Raw genomic sequence first — 19,977 nt, 5'->3', positions numbered from 1 at the left:
CCCACAGCGGATTCCGGTCGCGATATGGCAGCCGAAACGGTGATTTGGGGTGACATATCGCGACCGGAAGGAGGGTCTGGGCTAGAGGTTGCCCTCCGCGTAGATGCGCAGCGTGTCGCGGACGAATTCCGCACCGTGCGTGCCGCCAGATGAGGTCGCGTAGTTCGCGCCGAAACGCGGATCCGCGACGTACATCTCGCCGAGCCCGATCACGTACGCCTTGACGTCGCCTCCGGGGACGGCGGCGGGTGTGCCGGGGATGCCCGTGAGCCACTCGACGTGGCGCCGCGCGATCTCCTGAGCCTCGGAGGATGCCGGATCGATACCGCTCTCCGCGGCGGCGATCCAGTCGCGCCCGAGGTCGGACACGCGCTGCTGCCAGTCGGCGCGTTCGGCATCCGTCATCCCGCGCCACCAGCGGTCGCTGTCGGCGTAGGCCTTCTTGCCCCAGCGCTCCTCGACCTCGTCCTTGTACTGCGTGTGGTCGAAACCGTCGAACATGTTCTCTGCCATGAGTCGTTCACCTCCTCTCAATGCCGTGATGGTGGATTCGACCGACGCGATCTGTCGCGCCAGCCGGGTCTGCTCCTCGCGCAGCAGCGCGAGATGGGTCTCCAGTGCGGAGGCTTCGGTCTGCGAGGGCATCCGGTCGGTGGATGCGCCGAGGACCTCCGCGATCTGCGGCAGCCCGAGTCCGAGCTCCCGCAACAGGAGGATGCGCTGGAGTCGTACGAGTGCCTGGGCGTCGTAATGCCGGTAGCCGTTGTGCGCGATGCGCGTGGGCGGCAGCAGACCGATGTGGTCGTAGTGCCGCAGCGTGCGACTCGTCGTGCCGGCCAGCCGCGCGATCTCCTGGATCGACCAGTCGTCCGTGTCCATGCCTACGCATCCTTCCGTTCGATGACTCGACTCTAGGAGTTGACGTAACGTCAAGGTCAAGACCCCAAAACACACGAACGGCCCCACCCTCGATTCCAGGGTGAGGCCGTTCAGGGTGAAGAGGTCAGTCGGTGGCGGTTCCGAACGCGGTGAGCGAGGCCGTGAGCGCGTCGGCGACCGCCTGCGCATCGATGTCGAACAGCACGTCGACGTTCGGCACCCCCTGCCAGCGATCGATCATCTGCACGACGGTCTGTCCGCGGGTGTGCGTCCCGTTCAGCTCGACGTCCACACGAAGGTTGCGCACCGTGAACCAGTCGGGGTTGAGGGCATAGGCGACGCAGGGCACGTCGTTGAGGTGCATGCCCTCGGTCTTCCACTCGGGCATCTCGTCGGGGTCGTTCTGACGATCCGGGTATCCGATCATCTCGCAGAGCGCCAGGCCCATCGGCGAGCGCGACTCCCAGAGGGTGCGGACGTGGTCCGGCGTGAGGGCGAAGCTCCGGGACACGTCCAGGCCGACCTGCGTGAGGGGAGCCCCGGACTGGATGACGATCTCCGCGGCTTCGGGATCGTTGAAGATGTTCGCGCTCGCGACGGGCGTGACGTTGCCCCATGTGAGTGCCGCGCCGCCCATGTAGATGATGCGGCGCACGGAGCGCGCGAACTCCGGCTCCAGCTTGATGGCCAGAGCCACGTTCGTCAGGGGCGCGAGGGCCATGATCGTCACCTCGCCCGGAGCCGACATGACCGTGTCGATCATCCGGCGGACGGCGTCCGGCTCGACCTCGGCCTGGGGGTCCGGGTCCGGGTACTCCCAGAAGCCCACCCCGCCAGGACGGTGGATGTGCTCCGCGAAGTGGGGTTCGCCGACCAGTGGCCGGCTGGCACCCTTCCAGATCGGCAGGTCGGAACGACCGGCGACGGCGGCGATCTTGCGGGCGTTGGCCGTCGCCGTGTCGACATCGATGTTGCCGAACACCGTGGTCAGCGCCTCGATCTGGAAGGCGTCGGAGGAGAGTGCCCAGAACAGCGCCCCCGCGTCGTCGATCCCGGGGTCGGTGTCAATGATCAGTCGTTCCATATCCATGCTTTCTTTCATGTCCTAGCGGCTGGTCTGCCGATCGGACGCTTCACTGAGCCCGTCCACGGTCGCCGCCCTCAGCCGTGCGGCGCGGGCGGAACGCGTGTAGACGAAGAGGTACCAGCAGTTGATCGCGATCAGCGTGATGTTGAGGGCGACCATGGGCGCACTGCCGAGCATCAGGTTGTATCCCATCAGCAGCGAAGAGGCTCCGAGGTTCAACCAGCGCAGGCGCGAGATCGTCGGCTGCAAGAGCGAGACGATCAAGAGAGCGCTGCCGGCCCAGCCGACGATCTCGCGCCACAGATCCATCAGGAGGTCACTTGCCCACGAAGAGGCCGTTGCGGCGCTTCGCGAGGACGTAGAGCACCACGCTGATCGCGCAGAGGGCCGCGATGTAGATCGGGAAGATCCACATCATGCCCTGGCTCTGCAGCCAGAGGAGCAGGTACGAGGCGGTGCCACCGAAGATGGCCACTCCCAGGCCGTAGCCGAGACCGAGCCCGGTGCCGCGGATGTGCTGCGGCAGCAGGGAGTTGGACACGACGACGAAGATGGTCATGTTCAGGAGCAGCACGATCGCCCCACCGAACATCACGCCGGCGAGCGTGCCGACCCCGGGCTGCGAGTACAGCAGCGCCAGGAAGATCGTCGGGATGGCCGCGAGACGCGCCACCACGAACCACTTGGACATCGGGAACCGATCGAGGATGCGGCTCAGCGCGAAGGCTCCGACCGTCAGGAAGACGCCCATTCCCGTGGTGATGGCGAACACGGCGGTGGGGTCTTCCCCGAACGTGCCGTTGGCGAGGTTCGGGAGTCCGGCGATCCACGTGTAGTTGTACGCCTGGATCGCACCGACGATGAAGACCGTCGCGAGCACGCTCAGCCAGTACTTGCGGACGTCGCGCCACACCGAGTTGTCCTTGGTGGGGACCGCACCCACCGTGCGGATCGCCGCGGTGTCGAGGGTCTCGGGCAGCGTCCGACGCAGCCACAGCACGATCAGACCGAACAGACCACCCACGATGAACGGGATGCGCCAGCCGTACGCGGCGAGGGCTTCGGGGCCCAGCAGCAGGCTGATCAGGAAGATCGACGTGGGTGCGAGCAGGTTGCCCAGGTTGTTGAAGAACGCGAAGAAGCCGGCGACGTAACCGGGGCGGTTCGGAACCAGCTCGAGCGCGTACGCCGTGCCGAGCGGCGCCTCCACACCGGCGGAGAGTCCCTGCAGGAGGCGCGCGAGGACGACGACGATCGGCGCGAGGGCTCCGATGGTCTGGTAGTCGGGGAGCACGCCGATGATGAAGCTGCCCAGCGCGACCGCGCCGACGGCGAAGATCATGATCTTCCTGCGCCCGAAGCGGTCGGCCACGAAGCCGAAGACGACCCCGCCGAGCGGACGTGCGACGAACCCGACCGCGAAGACGGCGAGTGCGTTCAAGGTCGAGGCGAGTGGACTGTCGGAGGGGAAGAACGCCGCGCCGAGGTAGACCGACAGCAGTCCGAAGATCGCCCAGTCGTACCATTCGAGCGCGTGCCCCCAGCTCAAGGCACGGAGGTTCTTGCGCTCGGTGCGGCTCGCCTTGCCCCTCAGCTGCTGCGGTGCGGTGGCCACTACTTCTTCAGTGCTCATGGAGCTCCTTTGCTCTGCCCCCGAGAGGGAGTTGATCGACCCTTGAATGCGGATATCCCCTGGTCATGACACAGTTCTCACCCAACGGCGAGGAGTGTGCATCTTCGGGAAGCAGATCCGAGTACGACTATAGTATAGCAGTAGCCCCCTCCGTGACGGAAAGAGTTCATCGTGAATTCCTCACTCGACGACGACGACCGACGGCTCCTCGCCGCCGCATCAGACCTGATCATCCGTGCGCACGATGCGAACCTCCACCGCGTCGCCGCCGCCGCGCGCGGAGCCTCCGGAGCCATCTACCTCGGCCTCAGCCTGCGCACCCCACGAGAGAGCGTCTGCGCGGAGAGCACGGCCCTCGCCAACGCCCGGATCGGAGGTGAGCAGGAGATCGAAGCCATCGTCTCGGTCGGCCTGCGCGACGACGGCACGACCGTGATCCTCAACCCCTGCGGCGTCTGCCGGGAAGTCGTGCCCGCGATCGCACCGGGCATCCGCACGCTCGCAGACGGCGGCGGCCACCCGGTGTGGGTGACCGCCGCCGATCTGCTGCCGATGCCGTGGGTCCGCGCGCGCACCTACGACTGAGCCGTTCGCGGAGGTCAGCGCCAGGGCAGCGGTCGCCGCAGCACCTCGCCGATCCGATCCAGCACGCCGTCGAAATCCATGTCGAAGACGACGCGGTGGATCGGTCGCGTCTCGTCCTTCACCGGATGCACGCCGGCGAGGTAGCGGTCTCCGGTCTCGGGGTCCCGGAATGTCTCGAGCGGCCGCATGACCGCCCCGGTCACGAGTTCCGGATACAGCAGGCTCGCCACCGCCATGCTGTCGTTGATGCCCATGACCCGGCGCCCCTCCGGCTGCGGGTAGGAACGCGAGTAGAAGCCGGCATAGTCACGACTGATCGCGGTGATCAGCTGCGCGGGCGCGAAGCCGGTCGACGAGGCGATGTCGAGGAAGAAGTCCTCAGGGACAAGGGCCTGACGGGTGACGTACGGCCCGCACCAGGTGACGTCGCCCTCGTGGGCTGCGACGATACGCGCGGCGTCGATGTCGAACGACACGTTGGGGTCACGCGAGACCCGGAACCGACGATCCTCCCACGGCGCGGTGTCGTGGTACAGCGCCGGGCCGAGCGTCCCGACGATGGTGGTCGAGCGAAGTCGCTGCAGCAGGTCGGGCCGGGCCTCGACAGCAGCGGCGAGGTTCGTCTGCGGACCGAGCGCGAGGTAGTCGATCTCGCCGTCATATCGGTCGACGAGGTCGAGCACGACGGAGACACCGACCGGCTCGGGGTCGACCGACTCGGCGGGCCGGAGTCCCGTGTTGCCGAAGCCGTCCTCGCCGTGGATGCCCGGGTTCATCCGCAGCTCCTGCACCAGCGGCTCGTCCGCTCCGCGGTAGACCGGAACGTCGGTGCGTCCGCAGGTGTCCAGCACGTACCGTGCGTTGTCGGCGGCCCGCTCTCCGGTGGTGTTGCCGAAGACGCTGACCACCGCCAGGATCTCGACCTCCGGATCGGCGGCCAGAAGCATCAGGGCCAGGGCGTCATCCACCCCGGTGTCGGTGTCGACGATGACTCTTCTCATGGGTGCTCTCCTCGTTCGGGTTTCAGGGACGCGACAGCCCGAACGCGGCGAATGCGTCCTGTGCCGGCTTCTCGGTCAAGAGGGTGACGAATCGGGACGCGTCGTCGCCGGCGCCGGGACGGGCACCGACGGCGAACCGCCCGTAGGACTGCAGTTCGTGGGGAATCGGCTCGACGACGTGCGCACCGGGGACCGAGCGCAACTCGCTCACCTGCTGGATCGCGACGTCGGCACGTCCGTCGAGCAGCGCCTCAGCCGTGAGTCCGCTCTCGCATCGCACCGCGCGCTCATCGATGCGTTCGAGGAGGCCACGCTCGCGAAGCATCTTCATGAAGTGCACACCGCTCGCCCCGCTGAGCGTGTAGGCGACGGCACGGGCGGCGAGCAGATAGTCGAGGAACGTCGCCGCCGAGTCGTCGGCCGGTCCTGCTGCGTCGTCCGGTCGGGCGAAACCGACGGAGGAAACCGCGATCTCGGCGACGACCTCGGGGTCCACCAGACCCCGCGCCGCGAGATCGGTGACGGAGGACGAGACGCCGAGCACCAGGTCGGGGCGCTCTCCCGCGGCAATCCGTTCCAGGAGTACGGTGGTGGGCTCGAACGTCGCCTCGATGTGCGTGCCGGTCTCGCGCTCGAACGCGGGGAGGACGTGCTCGACGAGGGGGCTCTTGACGACGAGCCCGCTGTACAGGGTGATCACGAGGAGGTCCTTCCGGAGGGCGTGGCGAGCGCGTGCAGCTGCGCCGAGGTGAGGGGCGACGTGGCGAGGCCGCGCGTGAGGAGGAACAGCTGCGCGGTGTGCTCGAGCTCCTCCACCGCGTCGAGGGCGGCATCCAGATCGGCCCCGGCGACGACGGGGCCGTGGTTGCGCAGGAGCAGGGCATGCGTGACCCGCGCGGCATCCTCGACGGCACCGGTCGCTGCCGGGTCTCCCGGGGCGAAGTAGGGCAGCATCCGCAGTTTTCCCACTCGCATGCCGTAGTACGCGGTCAGGGGCGGGATCGGATTCTCGGGATCGACGTCGGACAGGCACGACACCGCGGCGGCATGGACCGAGTGCGTGTGCACGACCGCATTCGCCTCCGGCCGCACACGCAGCAGCGCGACATGGAGGAAGGCTTCCTTCGTCGGCTTCGGACCGTCGAGGTGCGATCCGTCGAGGGCGACCACCGACAGCCGGTCCGCGTCGACGTCGGCCAGGCTGACCCCGGTCGGCGTGAGCAGCACGCGGTCCCCGTCGCGCACGGCGAGGTTCCCGGTGCGGCCATGCGTGAGGCCGCGGCGGTGAATCGAGTGGGCGACGCGTTCGATCGCGCGGCGGGCATCGGCGCTCATGCTGTGCGCCCCTGTGCCGCGACCTCGACGAAGAGGTCCTCCTCGCCGAAGTTCCCGGACTTGAGGACCAGATGCACGTCGCGCTCCTCGTCGTGGATCCAGGGGGCTCCCGGTGCGACTTCCTCCCCCACCACCGCGACGGTCGTGCCGAGGGCCCGGACGACCTCGCCGGAGGTCTCCCCTCCGGCGACCAGCAGACGCTTCACACCTCGATCCGACAGCTGCGAGGCGATGAGGCCCGCCGCCTGTTCGTAGAGCTCGCCGGCACCCGGCACATCCTGACGGCGCTCCGCTGCCGGGGTGGAGGAGTAGAGGAGGGCATCCGCGTCGGAGGGCAGGTGCTCCCACCACTCCACGGCGCGCGCGGCCAGCTCCTCGGCGGTGTCGCCGGGCTCGGCCACGACGCGATGAGCGGGGCCGCCCGAACCGACGAAGCGGTCGATCTGCTCGAGCGTGCGTCGGGAGCAGCTGCCCGCGATGATCGCGGTGCGACCCGATGGGGGCGTGGGCGCCGTCGTGCCGCCCGCCGTCTCCCGCAGAGCCATCGCTCCGACGAGCCCGGCGGATCCGGCCACGAGGACCTCCCCGTCGACGGCGTCGGCGAGGACGGCGAGGTCGGCATCGGTCACGGCGTCGGCGACGAGGTGACGGATCCCCTCCGCACGCGACCGTCGCATGACCTCGCGCACGGAGTCGGCACCTCGCTGCACCACGTCGAGGGGCAGGAGCCCGACCGGCGCCGTGCACTGCGCCGCGAGCAGCCGCGGCACCGAGGAGTCGCGCATCGGGGTCACCGGGTGGTCGCGCATGTGCGTCTCTGCCAACAGCACGTCGCCGACGAAGAGGTGGCCGCGGTAGACGGTGCGCCCGTGCAGGGGTGCGGCCGGCGTCGTCACCACGAGATCCGCGCGAAGGGCGTCGGCGATCGCCTCGGTGATCGGACCGATGTTGCCCTCGTCCGTGGAGTCGAACGTCGAGCAGTACTTGACGTAGATGCGATCCGCTCCCTGACGCCGTAGCAGCGTGAGCGCGGCGAGACTCTGGGCGACGGCCTCCTCGACGGGAAGGGACCGGGTCTTCAGCCCGATGACGATGCCGTCGGCGGGACCAGCATGCTCGTCGAGCTCGGTGCCGAGAACGAGGAGCGTGCGCAGTCCCGCCCGGCGCAGGGCCGCCGCGACATCCGTCGCCCCCGTCATGTCGTCGGCGATGACGCCGATCATCCTCGATCCTCCCGGAGTGCCGCGGTCAACCGTCGAGCGGCTGCGGCCGGCCCGTCCAGGACCGTGACACCGAAGCGATCCGCGAGGGACGACGCGGCCCCCGCGAGCGAGTACTGGGCGAGAACCACCAGGTCGTAGGGCTCGTCGACGCCGGCGATCCCTGCAGCCAGTGTCTCGACGAGCTCCGGCGCGGACAGGGGCGCGGCCGCGTCCGGGATCACCAGCGGGTGCACGCGCGCCGCCGACCCGGCAGCCGCGAACGCCTGCTCCAGACGCGCTCCGCTGTCGCTCGCGGCCGAGGCCAACGAGGCGACGAGCAGAACCCGTTCGGGGGCGGCGGCGACGGCTTCGGCGAAGAGGGGACCGTCGGCCGAGAGCACGGTGACACCGTCGGCATCGCTCTCCCGCCGGTCGGCACGCTCTCCGAACTGGGAGCACGTGAGCAGCACGCCATCCGCTCCCCCGGCCAGAGCGAGCTCGATGAGGCTGTCCATGCGCGCAGCCAGCGGTGCGGTGATGCCGCCCTCGGTCTGCGCATCGGCCAGGAGACGATCATCGAGCAGGTTCCACACCGTCGCCGTGGGAAGGGCGGCGGTGAGGGCGGCGGCCGCCGGGGCGATCGCCAGGGGTGTCGCGCTGATGAGCGCGATTCTCGGGTCGGTCACCGGAGGGTCCTCTCGATCCAGGTGAGCCCGTCGCGGGTGCCCGCGACGGGGGCGTACTCGCAGCCGATCCACCCGGGGTATCCGCTCTGCGCGATCCGGGCGAGCACGCGCTCGTAGGCGATCTCGCCGGTTCCGGGTTCGCCGCGACCGGGGTTGTCGGCGATCTGCACATGCGCGACCATCGGCCGGAGCTGCTCGAAACGCTCGATGACGTTCCCGCGGTCGACCTGCGCGTGGTAGACGTCGAAGAGCACGCCGACGATGTCGGGATCCACCACCTGCGCCACCGCCGCCGCGGTCTCCATCGAGGCAAGGCCGTAGCCGGGCTGATCACGCTTGTTGATCGCTTCCAGTGCCAGCCGGACCCCCGTGCCACGGGCCTGCTCGGCCGCCCAGGAGATGTTCGACACATAGGTCGCGAATGCGGCGTCGGGGTCGGCTCCGGACGGCCTGATGCCGGCCATGGCGTGGACCACTCGTGCACCGAGAACCGTCGCGTACTCCAACGCCCGCAGCACCCCGTCACGGAACTCCTGCTCGGCACCGGGCACGAAGGCCGCGCCCGAGGCCGTAGGCGTCCCCGCGGGTCCGGCGGGCGTGTTGATGAGGATCTGCGCGAGACCCGCATCGTCGAGCAGCCGACGCACTTCTGCGGGCGCGAGGTCGTAGGGCGAGGCGAACTCCACCGCGGTGAAGCCCGCTTCGGCGGCCGCGTCGAACCGCTCGGCGAAGGGGACCTCAGTGAACATCCACTTGAGGTTGGCGGCGAGGCGCACCGGCCCCGACGAGGTTTCGACGATCATGCGGTCACCGCGTCGTAGTCGGGGTTCACCACGAACTCGGGAGCCTGACCGCGGAGAGTCGCGATCACGTTGCGCGCGGCCATGCGACCGGACTCGCCACGGGCCTCGCGGGTCGCGCCCGCGACGTGCGTCGTGGCGAGGATGCCGGGGGTGTGCAGGAGCGGGCTCGATGCCCCCAGCGGCTCGTCCGCGAAGACGTCGAGAGCGGCGGCGCCGATGCGCCCGTCGCGGACGGCGTCGACCAGGGCGTCCTCGTCGATGATGCCGCCGCGCGCGGTGTTGATGAGGACCGCGTCGGACTTCATCAGGGCCAGGCGAGAGGCGTCGAGGAGGTTCCGGGTCGTCTCGTCGAGGAACAGGTGCAGCGTGACGAAGTCGGCTTCTCGGAGCAGATCCTCGAGTTCGAGCCGACGGATGCCGTTGGCCGCGGCGAAGCCCTCGTCGAAGTACGGATCGTACGCGACGACGTTCATCCCGAAGCCCGCGGCGATCGTCGCGACCGCTTTTCCGATCGAGCCCAGCCCGAGGATTCCGAGAGTCGCTCCCCGCAGCTCCCGTCCGGTGAGCTGCTGCCAGGTGCCCGCCGCGAGGTTGCTGATGTTCTCGGGGATGCGCCGGGCACAGGCGAGCGCCAAGGCGAAGACGTGCTCCGCGACCGCCTGACGGTTGGCGCCGGGGGTGACGCACACGGGAACTCGGCGTGCCGTCGCCGCACCCACGTCGACGCTGTCGTAGCCGACGCCCGTGCGCACGATCATGCGCAGCGCGGGGGCCTGCGCGAACTCCTCCTCGCCCAGGGGGCGGGTGCCGGCGATGATCGCGCGGACGCCCGAGAGCGCCCGGGCCCGTTCCTCGGCGGACAGGCGTTCGAGCTCCGGCTCATGCCGAGTCGTGAGTCCTGCGCCGCGCAGCATCCGGTCGACCTCGTCGCCGGGTTCGAGGAACGCGGTGGTGATCAGCACATCCTGGGAATCGGGCGATGTCACCAGATCCCTCCTTCGTAGTCGGGGGCGGCGAAAGCGCCGCCGTGCAGAGTGGGTGCGGGGGCGGAGAAGTCCACGCCGTCGGTGTGGTCGGCGGCATCGTCGCGGGGCACGTAGCCGATCGCGGCCCATCCCGCGTCACCGTTCCACCAGCGGCCGGTGTTGGCCGAGCAGCCGTAGACGACCGCACAGCCCACCGGGGCGCTCTCGATTGCGCAGCGGAAGAGCTCGACCCCGTCGCGCCAGCTGAGCCAGAGCGCGAGCTGACGCCTGTCCTCGGGCTCCGGACGGAAGGTGCCGATGCGGACGAGCACCGACTCGACCCCCCACTTATCGTGGTAGAGGCTGGCGAGGGCCTCACCGAACGCCTTCGAGACCCCGTAGAAGGTGTCCGGACGCAGCGATGCGCTCTCGTCCAGCACCTCCTCCGCGGGATGGAAACCGACGACGTGGTTGGAGCTGGCGTAGACGACACGGCGCACACCGGCCCGTCGCGCTGCTTCGTAGACGTGATAGGTGCCGTCGATGTTCCCGCGGCGGATCTCCTCGAACGACGCTTCGTCCGCGATCCCGCCGAGGTGCACGATCACGTCCACGCCCTCCGCCGCCGCCGTGAGCGCGTCGAGGTCGCCGAGATCACCGATCACGACCTCTTCGCCGGGGAGGAGCGACTCATCGGTGTCGGTCCGCGCGAACAGCACGACGCGGTCGTAGCGGGAGGCGAGCCCCTCGCGGATCACCCGTCCCATGCGCCCGGTCCCGCCGGTGTACAGCACTGTCGTCATCATCGTCCTCTCGTGCGCGCTCGGCGGTCAGCCGATGCTGCGGTCCTCTTCACCCGTGGAGGCATCGGCGAAGAAGCCGATCGCGGCTCCCGCGGGGCGTCGGCGGTGTGCCTCGCCGGCCTCCCATCGCAGTTCGACGTCGTGTCCGGGTACGAGGCTGGCTCCGGTGTCGGTCAGCAGTGAGCGCATCGCGACGATCGTGGCCGCGCTGGTGTCGGCGTCGAGCGTCGAGTCGACCCGCCCCGAGGCGAGTTCGTACAGATTCTTGACCGCATCCCCGGCGAAGACGCGCTTCTCGTCCGCACGCTCGAGATAGAAGGCGAGGTGGTGCGGGGTATGCCCTGCGCTGTCGATGGCATGGATGCCGGGGAGCACTTCCTGGCCCGCCGCCATGCGTCCGACCCGATCCGTGCGGCGAAGAAGCTCCTGCACGTGGAGGTCGGGAAGGAAGGGGGTCCCGGACGGCTGCTCGGCCGCCCAGCGCAGCTCGCGCTCCCCCACCCAGGTCGTGGCGTTCGCGAACATCGGGAAGTTCGAGACGTGATCCCAGTGCATGTGCGTCAGCAGCACGTCGGTCACGTCGTCCGTGGTCAGACCGTATCGCTCGAGGCCGGCATGGATGAGGGGGATGTACGCGGGCTGTCCGGCATCGACCAGCACGCGTCGCACGCCGTCATCGAGCAGCCACAGGCTGCTCCATCCGAATGCACCGTGCGAACTCGACTTACCGGGGAAGCCCTCGACGAGCGGACGTGCGACGTATCCGGACGGTCCGGCTGATCCGGTCGTCGACGTCGACATGGTGCCCTCACTCTGCGCGCTCACAAAAAATAGTATAGCGCAATCCCTCCAGGAGCGACAGGTCGCCTCCTTCGCGGAACCGCTCGCCGTTCAGGCGTTCAGAAGCCGCTCGGTGGCACCGATGATGTGGTGGCGCATCGCGTCGGCCGCGCCCTCCGCGTCACCGGCCACGATCGCCTGGTACACCGCATCGTGCTCCGGTGCCGCGCTCACCGCTCCTGTGCGCCCGAACTTCGAGAACAGGCGGAACCGCTGGATCTGCCCGCCGAGTGCCGCATAGGACAGCTCCAGGAAGGCGTTGCCGGACTGCGCGGCGATCATCATGTGGAAGCGCGCATCGCTGCGCCAGTAGAGGTCGAAGCCTTCGGTCTCGGTATCGGCGACCTCGGCCGAGCGCCGGAAGTCCTCCACCGCCTCGCGCAGACCCTCCAGGAATTCAGGGGTCGTCCGCTGCGCGGCTTCGTAGGCGAGACGGGGCTCCAGCAGCACACGGGCCTCGCCGAGCTGCTCCACCTCTTCCCGCGTCATGACCGGGGCCACGCGGTAGCCCCGCAGGGCCTCGCGCTGGACGAGTCCGGTGTGCTCCAGCCGCGCCAGGGCCTCACGCAGGGGCGTCTGACTGACATCCAGCTCGCGTGACAGGGCACCGATGTTCAGGCTCTGCCCCGCCGCCCGCTCCCCCGACATGAACTGGTGCAGCAGCACCTCGTACATTCGGTCGGCGATGGGCTGCTTCGTCGATCGCCCGGCCACATCTTCTCCCCTCGAAGTCCTTCCGTCGAAGACTACCGCTCGGCCCATCGACCCTCCGACGGACGCGCGGGGGTTGACAATGTCGAGATATATCGTGTTACTGTGGCGACACACGATATATCTCGAACACTCACACAGGAGAAGCACATGACCGAGAAGTGGCTCATCGCCCCGGGCGAGGAACGCGTCATCGACATCGAGTCCGTCACCCGCCTCAAGGTGGGCCTGGTCGGCGGACAGGTGGATGTCATCGCCCACGACGAACCCGGCATCCGCATCGAGGTGCACGGTGTCACCACCAAAGACCTCCGTATCGAGTCCCACGACGGTGAGGTCGAGATCGACCACCCGCAGTTGGGCTGGGACAACTTCCTCGAGGTGTTCCGCAACTTCGGCTCCGGTGGCCCCCGCGCCGAGGTGAGCGTGGCGGTCCCCCGCTCGATCGCCCTGACCCTCGGCGTGGTCAGTGCCGGCGCCCTGGTCTCGGGCATCCGCAACGACGCACGCCTGAACACCGTGTCCGGCGACATCATCGTCGACACCCTGATCGGCGACCTCACAGTCAACTCCGTCTCCGGCGATGTGCAGGTGCGCGGACTCACCGGTTCGATCAGCGCCAACAGCGTCTCCGGCGATGTCGCCGTCACCGGGGCCGTGCGCAAGGCGACGGTCGACATCGTCTCGGGCTCGACGCTCGTGGATGCGGCCGGCGACGTGAACACCATCAACGTCAACTCGGTCTCCGGCGGCACCACGGTGCGCCTCGACGAGTCACTCGCCGCGAACTACGTCATCCGGTCCCTGAGCGGTCGGCTGCTCATCGACGGGATCGAGCGCAGCACCTCGGGCCCCAGCAACTACACCGGCACCACCGGGGAGCTCGCCGGGCGCTTCGTCGACCTGCGCGCGAACTCCGTCTCCGGTGGCGTCACCGTCCTCCGCCGCACCCCGGCCTCCATCACCGACGACGAGGAGTGGGACGCATGACCCCGGCCGTCTTCTCGCACGGCGACCTCCGTCTGTACCTGCTGTCGCTCCTCGCCGAGGCGCCGCAGCACGGCTACGGCATCATCCAGTCGCTCACCGACCGCACCGGCGGCACCTACACGCCCAGCGCCGGGACCATCTACCCGCGCCTGGCGAAGCTCGAGGAGGAGGGCCTGGTCACGAAGACCGTCGACGGCCGCACCACGATCTACTCGATCACCGAAGCCGGCCGCGCGGAGCTCGCCTCACGGGAGGGCGACCTCGCCGGGATCGAGGCCGGGATCACGGACTCCGTGCGCCTGATCGCCAGTGAAGTGCGCCAGAGCGTCCAGGACGCGATGAAGAGCCTCCGCGCCGACCTCGCCGCTGCCGAGAAGGGTGAACGCTCGGCGGCGAAGAGCCGGCCACGCACGGAGAGCGACGACTCCCGACTCCTCAGTCGAGAGGAGATGCACCGAGCGGATGCCGTGGTCAACGCTTTCCGCGCCCGGGTGCGGACCGATCTGCGCACCCACCTCGCCAAGGGCGGCACCCTGTCGTCATCCGTCGTCACCGAGCTTGAGACGGCGCTCGACGAGGCCGCCCGCAACGTGACGGCAGCCCTCAGCGTCCGCGGATCCTGACCCCGCATCCCCCCCCACCGATGCTCGACACCCCCTCTGATCGTCGACGCCCCCTCGCATTCCCGGGAATGCGAGGGGGCGTCGACGGTCAGGAGGGGTGTCGCCGCGTCACTCCGGCCAGATCTCCTTCTGGTCATCCGGCACCATCTCGCCGAGGGGCACGACCAGGATCGAGCGATGCTGCCGGTGGGCGAGGCGCGCTGCGACCGAGCCGGTGAAGAACTCCCTGATCGATTCGCCGATGCCGCGCTTGCGCGTGCCGACGACGATCAGCTGCGCATCCAGCTTGTTGGCGAGTTGCTTGATCGCCAGGGCCGGATCCCCGACGAGCTGGCGGGCGGTCCAGGTGATGTCCGCGCCCGCGAGCAACCTCGCAGCTTCGGCCTCGACCGCCTCGAACTCCGCGGCACCCGCATCGAAGTTGATGTCGATCGGCGCCGAGTGCACGTACCCGTCCGGGTCTTCGTAGGTCACGAAACGCGTGACATCGACGTGCGCGACGACGAGCGGCGCGCTCAGCAGACGCGCGTATCTCACGGCCTCATCGATCACGTGTCGGTCCTGGCCCGGTTGCATGCCGACGATGACGGCTTTCTGCAATGCCGCGTTCTGTGCGGCCTCGTCGGACGGAGTGGAGGTGTCGTCGGTCATGAAGATCGTTCCCTTCACCGGTCTGGCTTAGGCCAGAGCGTCTTACCCGCGTGCTATTCTGAATGCTACTCTTACCGGCTTCAGGCCGGTGTCGTGAAAAATGCCGCGGGCCTCGAATCCCGCCGCTTAACTCGTGAGGGGGTCTCGCGCATGGGCCGTGGCCGTCAGAAGGCGAAACACACCAAGATCGCCCGCGAACTCAAGGCGTACAGTCCGTCGGTGAACTACTCCGCTCTCGAGCGCGAGCTGGGTCACCCGACCGACGAAGACGCATATGTCGACAAGTGGGCGGATGACTATGCCGACGAAGACGAGGACGAACTAGAGAAGGCCTGACCGCCTGATCTGTTTCGAACACCCGCAGGCCATGCGGGTGTTTCGTCATGCCCGCCGCCTGTGAGGTGATCCTCGGCGACGGAGCGCTGTCCGTCATGCGCGGGTGTCGGCACCTGAGAAGATCTCCTCATGGCCCGCGTCGTCGCCCTCTACCGTCACCCGATCAAGGGGCTCACCCCCGAGCGCCGCGACGCCCTGACCGTGCAAGCCGACGGCCGGATCGCCGGAGACCGCGTACTGGCGTTCCGATTCGCGGACGCCGCCGTGCCGGAAGACCGGGACGGCCTGGACTATTGGCCCAAATCCAAGGGACTCGCACTCCAGGACTTCCCCGCTCTCGCCGCCCTGCGCACCGGATACGACGACGAGACACGGCGCGTGCGGATCGAACACTCCGGCACGGTGCTCGTCGAGGCAGGACTCGACGACGATGGTCGGCGCGAGCTGACCGCAGCCGTGACCGAGTTCGTCCTGGCGAGCCCCGAAGGCCGTCGCCTCCGGCGACCAGGTCGACTCCCGCTCGTGCTCGTCGGCGATGGGGAGACCTCGCGCTTTCAGGATCGTCCGCGCGGCTACGTCTCGGTGCATGGCCGGGGCAGCGTGCACGCACTGGGTGAAGCCCTCGGGATGAGCGTCGACGACCGACGCTTCCGTTCCAACGTGGTGATCGACGACAGTGCACCCTGGAGCGAGCTCGACTGGACGGGGGAGGTCCGCGTCGGCAGCGTCGTCTTCCAGGCGGCCGGGCCCATCGTGCGGTGCCTCGCGACCCATGCGAACCCGGACACCGGCGTGCGGGATGCCGCGGTGCTCACGACCCTCACGGGCTCCTTCGCGCAGCCGGAGCCGACCCTCGGACGCCTGCTCCTCCCCAACTGGACACCGTCGGATCACGGCGAGCTTCACGCGGGCGGCGTGATCCGCGTCGGCGACGAGGTCCGCGCGGGGTGAGCAGGATCCGCGACCGCATGCCGTCGTGATGTCAGCGCTCCCTTTGGCGAGGCCATCTTGCGCCGAGTTCTCGTCATCCCAGGCTTGTGAGCGCAAACATTTTCTGATTTGATGTGCTTGTGATCGACGACGCTCCGGCGTCAGCCCCGGCCCAGGGCGGTCCGCATGAACCTGACCTCGAAGAGGAGAACAGCATGGCAATCACCCCTCGCTTCACCCGCACCGCCGCGATCGTCGCGGTGGGTGCGGTGTCGGCCTTCGGCCTCGCCGCGTGCTCATCCGGCGATTCCGGTGACAGCAGCGCCGGCGGCGACCCCGTCACCATCGAGTACCTGCACCGCCTCCCCGATGGCGAAGGGATGACCCCCACCTCGGAGATCGTCGAGCGTTGGAACGCCGATCACCCCGACATCCAGGTGAAGGCGACGAAGTTCGACGGCAAGTCGAGCGACATGATCCTCAAGCTCGAGACCGACGTGAAGGCTGGCAACGGTCCCTGCCTCGCGCAGACCGGGTACTCCGAGGTGCCGCAGCTGTTCGTCAAGGGACTGCTGCAGGACGTCGCGGACGAGGCCAAGAAGTACGAAGACGACTTCTCGGCCGGGGCCTTCAGCGGCATGAAGGTCGGCGACGCGATCGTGGGCCTCCCGCAGGACACCGGCCCCCTCGTGTACTTCTACAACGAGGCCGAGTTCACGGCGCTGGGCCTCGATGCCCCGAAGACGCTGGACGATCTCACGGCCGACTCCGCCACGGCAACGGCCGCAGGCAAGTACGTCACCGCCTTCACGCCCGACGAGGCGCAGAACTGGCTCTCCGCCCAGTCGGCCGCGGCCGGGGACACCTGGTTCACCACCGCCGGCGACGAGTGGAAGGTCGACGCCGAGGGCGACGGCTCCGAGCGTGTGGCCGCATTCTGGCAGGGTCTGCTCGACAGCAAGCAGACGCTCGCGACCGAGCGCTGGGGCGAAGGCTTCACCGCCGCGCTCAACGACGGCAGCCTCATCGGCCATGTCGGAGCCGCATGGGAGGCCGGTTTCCTCCTCGACTCGCTCGACGGCACCCCGGCCGAAGGACAGTGGCGTGTGGCTCAGCTCCCCGACTTCGGCGCCGGCGCGATGAGCGGCCCCGACGGCGGCTCCGGCGTCTCCGTGATGAAGGGATGCGAGCACCCCGCCGAGGCCATGGAGTTCAACGCCTGGTTCAACACGCAGGTCGACGACCTCGCCTCCCAGGGCCTCGTCGTCGCCGCCAAGGGCGACGTGGAGACCCCCGAGAAGATGCTCCGTCAGTTCGGCGGTCAGGATGTGCTCGCCGAACTCGGCACGGCGACCGAGAACCTGAACCCCGACTTCCCGTACGCCCCGGGCTTCTCGACGCTGTCGAAGATGAACGAGACCGCCGCGGCCGCCGTCGCCGGCACGGCGACGGTCGCCGACATCTTCACCACTGCGCAGGACACCGCCGTGGCCTCGCTGAAGGATCTCGGACTCCCGGTCGCGGAGTGAGTCGGCGAGAAGGCATCATCGGATGATCGACGGCGGAGTGCACGCGCAATCGTGCACTCCGCCGTCGTCTTGAGGTCGAGAGGCGACACCATGGTCACAGTGACCGAAACACGAGGCGCGACTTCGGCACCGGCGCCGCGCATCCCCGCGGACCCCACCCGCCGACGGCGGTTCGGGACCCGACGCGAGGGTCTCACGGGATGGCTGTTCATGACGCCGTTCGCCGTGCTCTTCGTGCTGGTCTTCCTGGTGCCGATCATCGTGTCGATCCGGTCGTCGTTCTTCGCGCAGGTTCCGGCGGGAGGCGGCCTCTACGGCGGCGGCGAACTCGTCGATACGTTCGTCGGCCTCGAGAACTTCGTCACCGCGGCGACCAACGGCGCCTTCTGGACGGGGATGGGGCGTGTGGTCCTCTACGCCGCCCTGCAGATCCCGGTGATGATCCTGCTGGCACTCGGTCTCGCCCTGCTGCTGGACTCCTTCATCGTGCGCCGCCCCACGCTCTTCCGGCTCTCGTTCTTCCTCCCCTACGCGGTTCCCGGCATCATCGCCGCCATGATGTGGCTCTACCTATACACACCCGAGGTCTCGCCCTTCCTGCCCTTCCTCCCGGAGGGCACCGACTTCATGGCACCGGGCACGATCCTGTTCTCGATGGCGAACATGACGACCTGGACCTACACGGGCTACAACATGCTGATCTTCCTGTCGGCGCTGCAGGCCGTTCCGCGCGACCTCTACGAAGCGGCTCGTCTCGACGGGGCCTCCGGCTTCCAGATCTCGATGCGCATCAAGGTGCCGCTCGTGCGCGGGGCCGCCCTCCTCGCCGTGCTGCTGTCGATCATCGGCACCATCCAGCTGTTCAACGAGCCGGTCGTGCTGCAGGCCGCGAACTCGTGGATGGGCAAGGACTTCACACCGATGATGCTCACCTACAACACGATGATGGGCGAGATCTCGCCGTCCGGCAGCGGTCCGGCCTCCGCCTACTCCCTGCTCATGGCTCTGATCGCGGGTGTGCTCGCGATCGTGTACGCGCTGCTCCAGCGCCGGAAGGGCGACGCATGACCACCACGCGCCTCCTCACCACCGCGACGTCATCACGACGACGCCCCCGCCGGCCGCGCGACGCGGATGCACCACCGCCGTCGATCGCTCCCACCCCCGTCGCACGCGCATTCGGCATCACCGCCCTCGTCGTCGCGACGCTGTACTTCCTCGTCCCGGTGTACTGGCTCATCGTCGCGTCGACGAAGAACAACACCGACCTCACCTCGACCTTCGGCTTCTGGTTCGCCGACGGCAACCTCGCCGCCAACTACAGCAGCCTGATGGACTGGACCCAGGGCCTGTTCTGGCGCTGGGTCGGCAACTCGATGCTGTACTCCGTGAGCGCCGGCGTCATCGGCACACTGTTCGCCGTGATGGCCGGCTACGCGATCGCGAAGTTCGCGTTCCCCGGCAAACGCCTCGCCGTCGGGGTCATCATGGCCGGGCTCCTGCTGCCGGTCGCGCTGCTGACCGTGCCGCTGTACATCGAGTTCCAGGCACTCGGCCTGACCAACACCGTCTGGGCGATCATCATCCCCTCGGCGGTGTCGCCGTTCGGCGTCTTCCTCGGGATGGTCTACGCGCAGTCGTCGGTGCCGACCGAACTGCTGGAGGCGGCCCGCATCGACGGCGCCGGAGAGGCCCGCATCTTCTTCACGATCGTGATGCGCCTGCTGGGGCCCGCGATGGTGACGATCTTCCTGTTCATCTTCGTGGCCACGTGGAACAACTTCCTGCTGCCACTGATGATGATCTCCAGCCAAGATCTGAAGCCCGTGACGCTCGGCCTGTACGGCATGGTGAGCTACTTCGCCCCCGACAAGGGAGCCGTCATGCTCGGCGCCCTGCTCGGTGTCATCCCGCTCGTGCTGCTGTTCTTCGCCCTGCAGAAGTACTGGCGTTCCGGGCTCGCCGCCGGCGCCGTGAAGGGCTGATCTTGGTCAGTCGGACGTGACAGGCACCTCGACGGTGCAGTGACCGGAGGCTGCGCGCGCCAGCCTCCGGTCATGCGTGAGCAGCGTGCACCCGAACACGCTCGCGAGCGCGACAGAGGCCGCGTCATAGGCCGTCACGTTCCGGCGCAGCGCCAGCACGTGCGGGACGAGCGGCAGCGTGGGGTGCAGCTCGACGCGGAGCCGCGCGAGGTCGATGGCCGCAGCCTCGAGCGCGGCCAGGAGTTCCGGCACAGTGGGGCGGGACGCGATGAGCGCCAGCTCAGATCATCCTGATCCCCAGGGTGCGCTCGCCGCGCGGCGCCAGAGGGCGGCGGCCGGGGAATCGGTAAACCCGATATCGTCCGCCGTCGTGCAGGACGCTTCTTCGTGCACACAGACGACC

Annotated in this window: 24 protein-coding genes; 8 read left to right on the top strand and 16 right to left on the bottom strand. The window is 68.6% G+C overall.

What is annotated here, in order from left to right; genetic code table 11:
* Nucleotides 1-81: 81 nt before the first annotated feature.
* From E0W80_RS08565 to E0W80_RS08550, 4 genes are all read right to left on the bottom strand, one after another.
* Complete coding sequence (locus E0W80_RS08565) at nt 82-879, bottom strand: MerR family transcriptional regulator (protein WP_131492106.1); 798 nt, start codon at nt 877-879, stop codon at nt 82-84.
* 124 nt (nt 880-1,003) lie between these two features.
* Entirely contained in the window at nt 1,004-1,969 is a 966-nt protein-coding gene (locus E0W80_RS08560; RefSeq protein WP_165875425.1) for a nucleoside hydrolase, read from the bottom strand.
* Between the two features lie 15 nt (nt 1,970-1,984).
* Nucleotides 1,985-2,275 carry a hypothetical protein gene (locus E0W80_RS08555; RefSeq protein ID WP_131492104.1) on the bottom strand — a complete coding sequence of 97 codons (291 nt, stop codon included), beginning with the start codon at nt 2,273-2,275 and terminating at the stop codon, nt 1,985-1,987.
* 7 nt (nt 2,276-2,282) lie between these two features.
* Nucleotides 2,283-3,599, bottom strand: a complete 1,317-nt coding sequence (locus E0W80_RS08550; RefSeq protein WP_232762728.1) for an MFS transporter — start codon at nt 3,597-3,599, stop codon at nt 2,283-2,285.
* Nucleotides 3,600-3,770: 171 nt separating this feature from the next.
* Here E0W80_RS08550 and E0W80_RS08545 point away from each other — a divergent pair, with 171 nt between their 5' ends.
* A complete protein-coding gene (locus tag E0W80_RS08545; RefSeq protein ID WP_131492103.1) occupies nt 3,771-4,184 on the top strand; it encodes a hypothetical protein in 414 nt (137 codons plus the stop codon).
* A gap of 14 nt (nt 4,185-4,198) precedes the next feature.
* Here the strand turns inward: E0W80_RS08545 and E0W80_RS08540 are convergent, their stop codons facing one another.
* From E0W80_RS08540 to E0W80_RS08495, 10 genes are all read right to left on the bottom strand, one after another.
* Nucleotides 4,199-5,185, bottom strand: a complete 987-nt coding sequence (locus E0W80_RS08540; RefSeq protein WP_131492102.1) for a nucleoside hydrolase — start codon at nt 5,183-5,185, stop codon at nt 4,199-4,201.
* A 22-nt stretch (nt 5,186-5,207) separates the two neighbouring features.
* Nucleotides 5,208-5,885 (bottom strand): substrate-binding domain-containing protein, encoded by a 678-nt coding sequence (locus tag E0W80_RS08535; RefSeq protein WP_131492101.1) that lies wholly within the window; start codon nt 5,883-5,885, stop codon nt 5,208-5,210.
* The gene (locus E0W80_RS08530; RefSeq protein ID WP_131492100.1) at nt 5,882-6,520 is read right to left on the bottom strand and encodes a class II aldolase/adducin family protein; all 639 of its coding nucleotides are present in this window, start codon (nt 6,518-6,520) and stop codon (nt 5,882-5,884) included. Before E0W80_RS08530 ends, E0W80_RS08535 begins: the two co-directional genes overlap by 4 nt.
* A complete protein-coding gene (gene otnK / locus E0W80_RS08525; protein WP_131492099.1) occupies nt 6,517-7,743 on the bottom strand; it encodes a 3-oxo-tetronate kinase in 1,227 nt (408 codons plus the stop codon). The genes E0W80_RS08530 and otnK overlap by 4 nt, the downstream gene beginning before the upstream one ends.
* On the bottom strand, nt 7,740-8,408 hold the full coding sequence (locus E0W80_RS08520; protein ID WP_131492098.1) for a hypothetical protein: 669 nt from the start codon (nt 8,406-8,408) through the stop codon (nt 7,740-7,742). Before E0W80_RS08520 ends, otnK begins: the two co-directional genes overlap by 4 nt.
* Nucleotides 8,405-9,211, bottom strand: coding sequence for a TIM barrel protein (locus E0W80_RS08515; protein ID WP_131492097.1), 807 nt, complete (start codon nt 9,209-9,211; stop codon nt 8,405-8,407). The genes E0W80_RS08520 and E0W80_RS08515 overlap by 4 nt, the downstream gene beginning before the upstream one ends.
* Nucleotides 9,208-10,197, bottom strand: coding sequence for a phosphoglycerate dehydrogenase (locus tag E0W80_RS08510; protein ID WP_131492096.1), 990 nt, complete (start codon nt 10,195-10,197; stop codon nt 9,208-9,210). The genes E0W80_RS08515 and E0W80_RS08510 overlap by 4 nt, the downstream gene beginning before the upstream one ends.
* Nucleotides 10,194-10,982, bottom strand: coding sequence for an NAD(P)-dependent oxidoreductase (locus E0W80_RS08505; RefSeq protein WP_240740484.1), 789 nt, complete (start codon nt 10,980-10,982; stop codon nt 10,194-10,196). Before E0W80_RS08505 ends, E0W80_RS08510 begins: the two co-directional genes overlap by 4 nt.
* A 24-nt stretch (nt 10,983-11,006) precedes the next feature.
* Nucleotides 11,007-11,804: an MBL fold metallo-hydrolase gene (locus E0W80_RS08500; protein WP_240740483.1), complete on the bottom strand. Its 798-nt coding sequence runs from the start codon at nt 11,802-11,804 to the stop codon at nt 11,007-11,009.
* Between the two features lie 66 nt (nt 11,805-11,870).
* Nucleotides 11,871-12,533, bottom strand: a complete 663-nt coding sequence (locus E0W80_RS08495; RefSeq protein ID WP_047522964.1) for a GntR family transcriptional regulator — start codon at nt 12,531-12,533, stop codon at nt 11,871-11,873.
* 147 nt (nt 12,534-12,680) lie between these two features.
* Between E0W80_RS08495 and E0W80_RS08490 the strand changes: the two genes are divergently transcribed.
* A complete protein-coding gene (locus E0W80_RS08490) occupies nt 12,681-13,520 on the top strand; it encodes a DUF4097 family beta strand repeat-containing protein (protein WP_131492095.1) in 840 nt (279 codons plus the stop codon).
* The gene (locus E0W80_RS08485) at nt 13,517-14,143 is read left to right on the top strand and encodes a PadR family transcriptional regulator (protein ID WP_047522962.1); all 627 of its coding nucleotides are present in this window, start codon (nt 13,517-13,519) and stop codon (nt 14,141-14,143) included. The genes E0W80_RS08490 and E0W80_RS08485 overlap by 4 nt, the downstream gene beginning before the upstream one ends.
* 108 nt (nt 14,144-14,251) lie before the next feature.
* On the opposite strand, the gene E0W80_RS08480 is transcribed toward E0W80_RS08485, so the two are convergent.
* On the bottom strand, nt 14,252-14,794 hold the full coding sequence (locus E0W80_RS08480) for a universal stress protein (protein WP_131492094.1): 543 nt from the start codon (nt 14,792-14,794) through the stop codon (nt 14,252-14,254).
* 150 nt (nt 14,795-14,944) lie between these two features.
* Here E0W80_RS08480 and E0W80_RS08475 point away from each other — a divergent pair, with 150 nt between their 5' ends.
* The 5 genes from E0W80_RS08475 to E0W80_RS08455 all read left to right on the top strand — a co-directional run bounded on the left by E0W80_RS08475 (nt 14,945) and on the right by E0W80_RS08455 (nt 19,574).
* Complete coding sequence (locus E0W80_RS08475) at nt 14,945-15,130, top strand: DUF3073 domain-containing protein (protein WP_029259537.1); 186 nt, start codon at nt 14,945-14,947, stop codon at nt 15,128-15,130.
* Between the two features lie 129 nt (nt 15,131-15,259).
* Nucleotides 15,260-16,081, top strand: coding sequence for an MOSC N-terminal beta barrel domain-containing protein (locus E0W80_RS08470; RefSeq protein ID WP_131492093.1), 822 nt, complete (start codon nt 15,260-15,262; stop codon nt 16,079-16,081).
* A gap of 194 nt (nt 16,082-16,275) precedes the next feature.
* A complete protein-coding gene (locus tag E0W80_RS08465) occupies nt 16,276-17,589 on the top strand; it encodes an extracellular solute-binding protein (protein ID WP_131492092.1) in 1,314 nt (437 codons plus the stop codon).
* A 90-nt stretch (nt 17,590-17,679) separates the two neighbouring features.
* Complete coding sequence (locus tag E0W80_RS08460; protein WP_131492091.1) at nt 17,680-18,657, top strand: sugar ABC transporter permease; 978 nt, start codon at nt 17,680-17,682, stop codon at nt 18,655-18,657.
* Nucleotides 18,654-19,574, top strand: coding sequence for a carbohydrate ABC transporter permease (locus E0W80_RS08455; RefSeq protein WP_047522959.1), 921 nt, complete (start codon nt 18,654-18,656; stop codon nt 19,572-19,574). Before E0W80_RS08460 ends, E0W80_RS08455 begins: the two co-directional genes overlap by 4 nt.
* A gap of 6 nt (nt 19,575-19,580) precedes the next feature.
* On the opposite strand, the gene E0W80_RS08450 is transcribed toward E0W80_RS08455, so the two are convergent.
* Entirely contained in the window at nt 19,581-19,853 is a 273-nt protein-coding gene (locus tag E0W80_RS08450; protein ID WP_323131588.1) for a type II toxin-antitoxin system VapC family toxin, read from the bottom strand.
* Nucleotides 19,854-19,977: the final 124 nt, after the last annotated feature.

Source organism: Microbacterium sp. PI-1 (assembly GCF_004337555.1).
Taxonomy (GTDB): domain Bacteria; phylum Actinomycetota; class Actinomycetes; order Actinomycetales; family Microbacteriaceae; genus Microbacterium; species Microbacterium aurugineum.
Note: the sequence above shows the minus strand (reverse complement) of the source record. Positions and strands in the feature narration are given on the sequence as shown.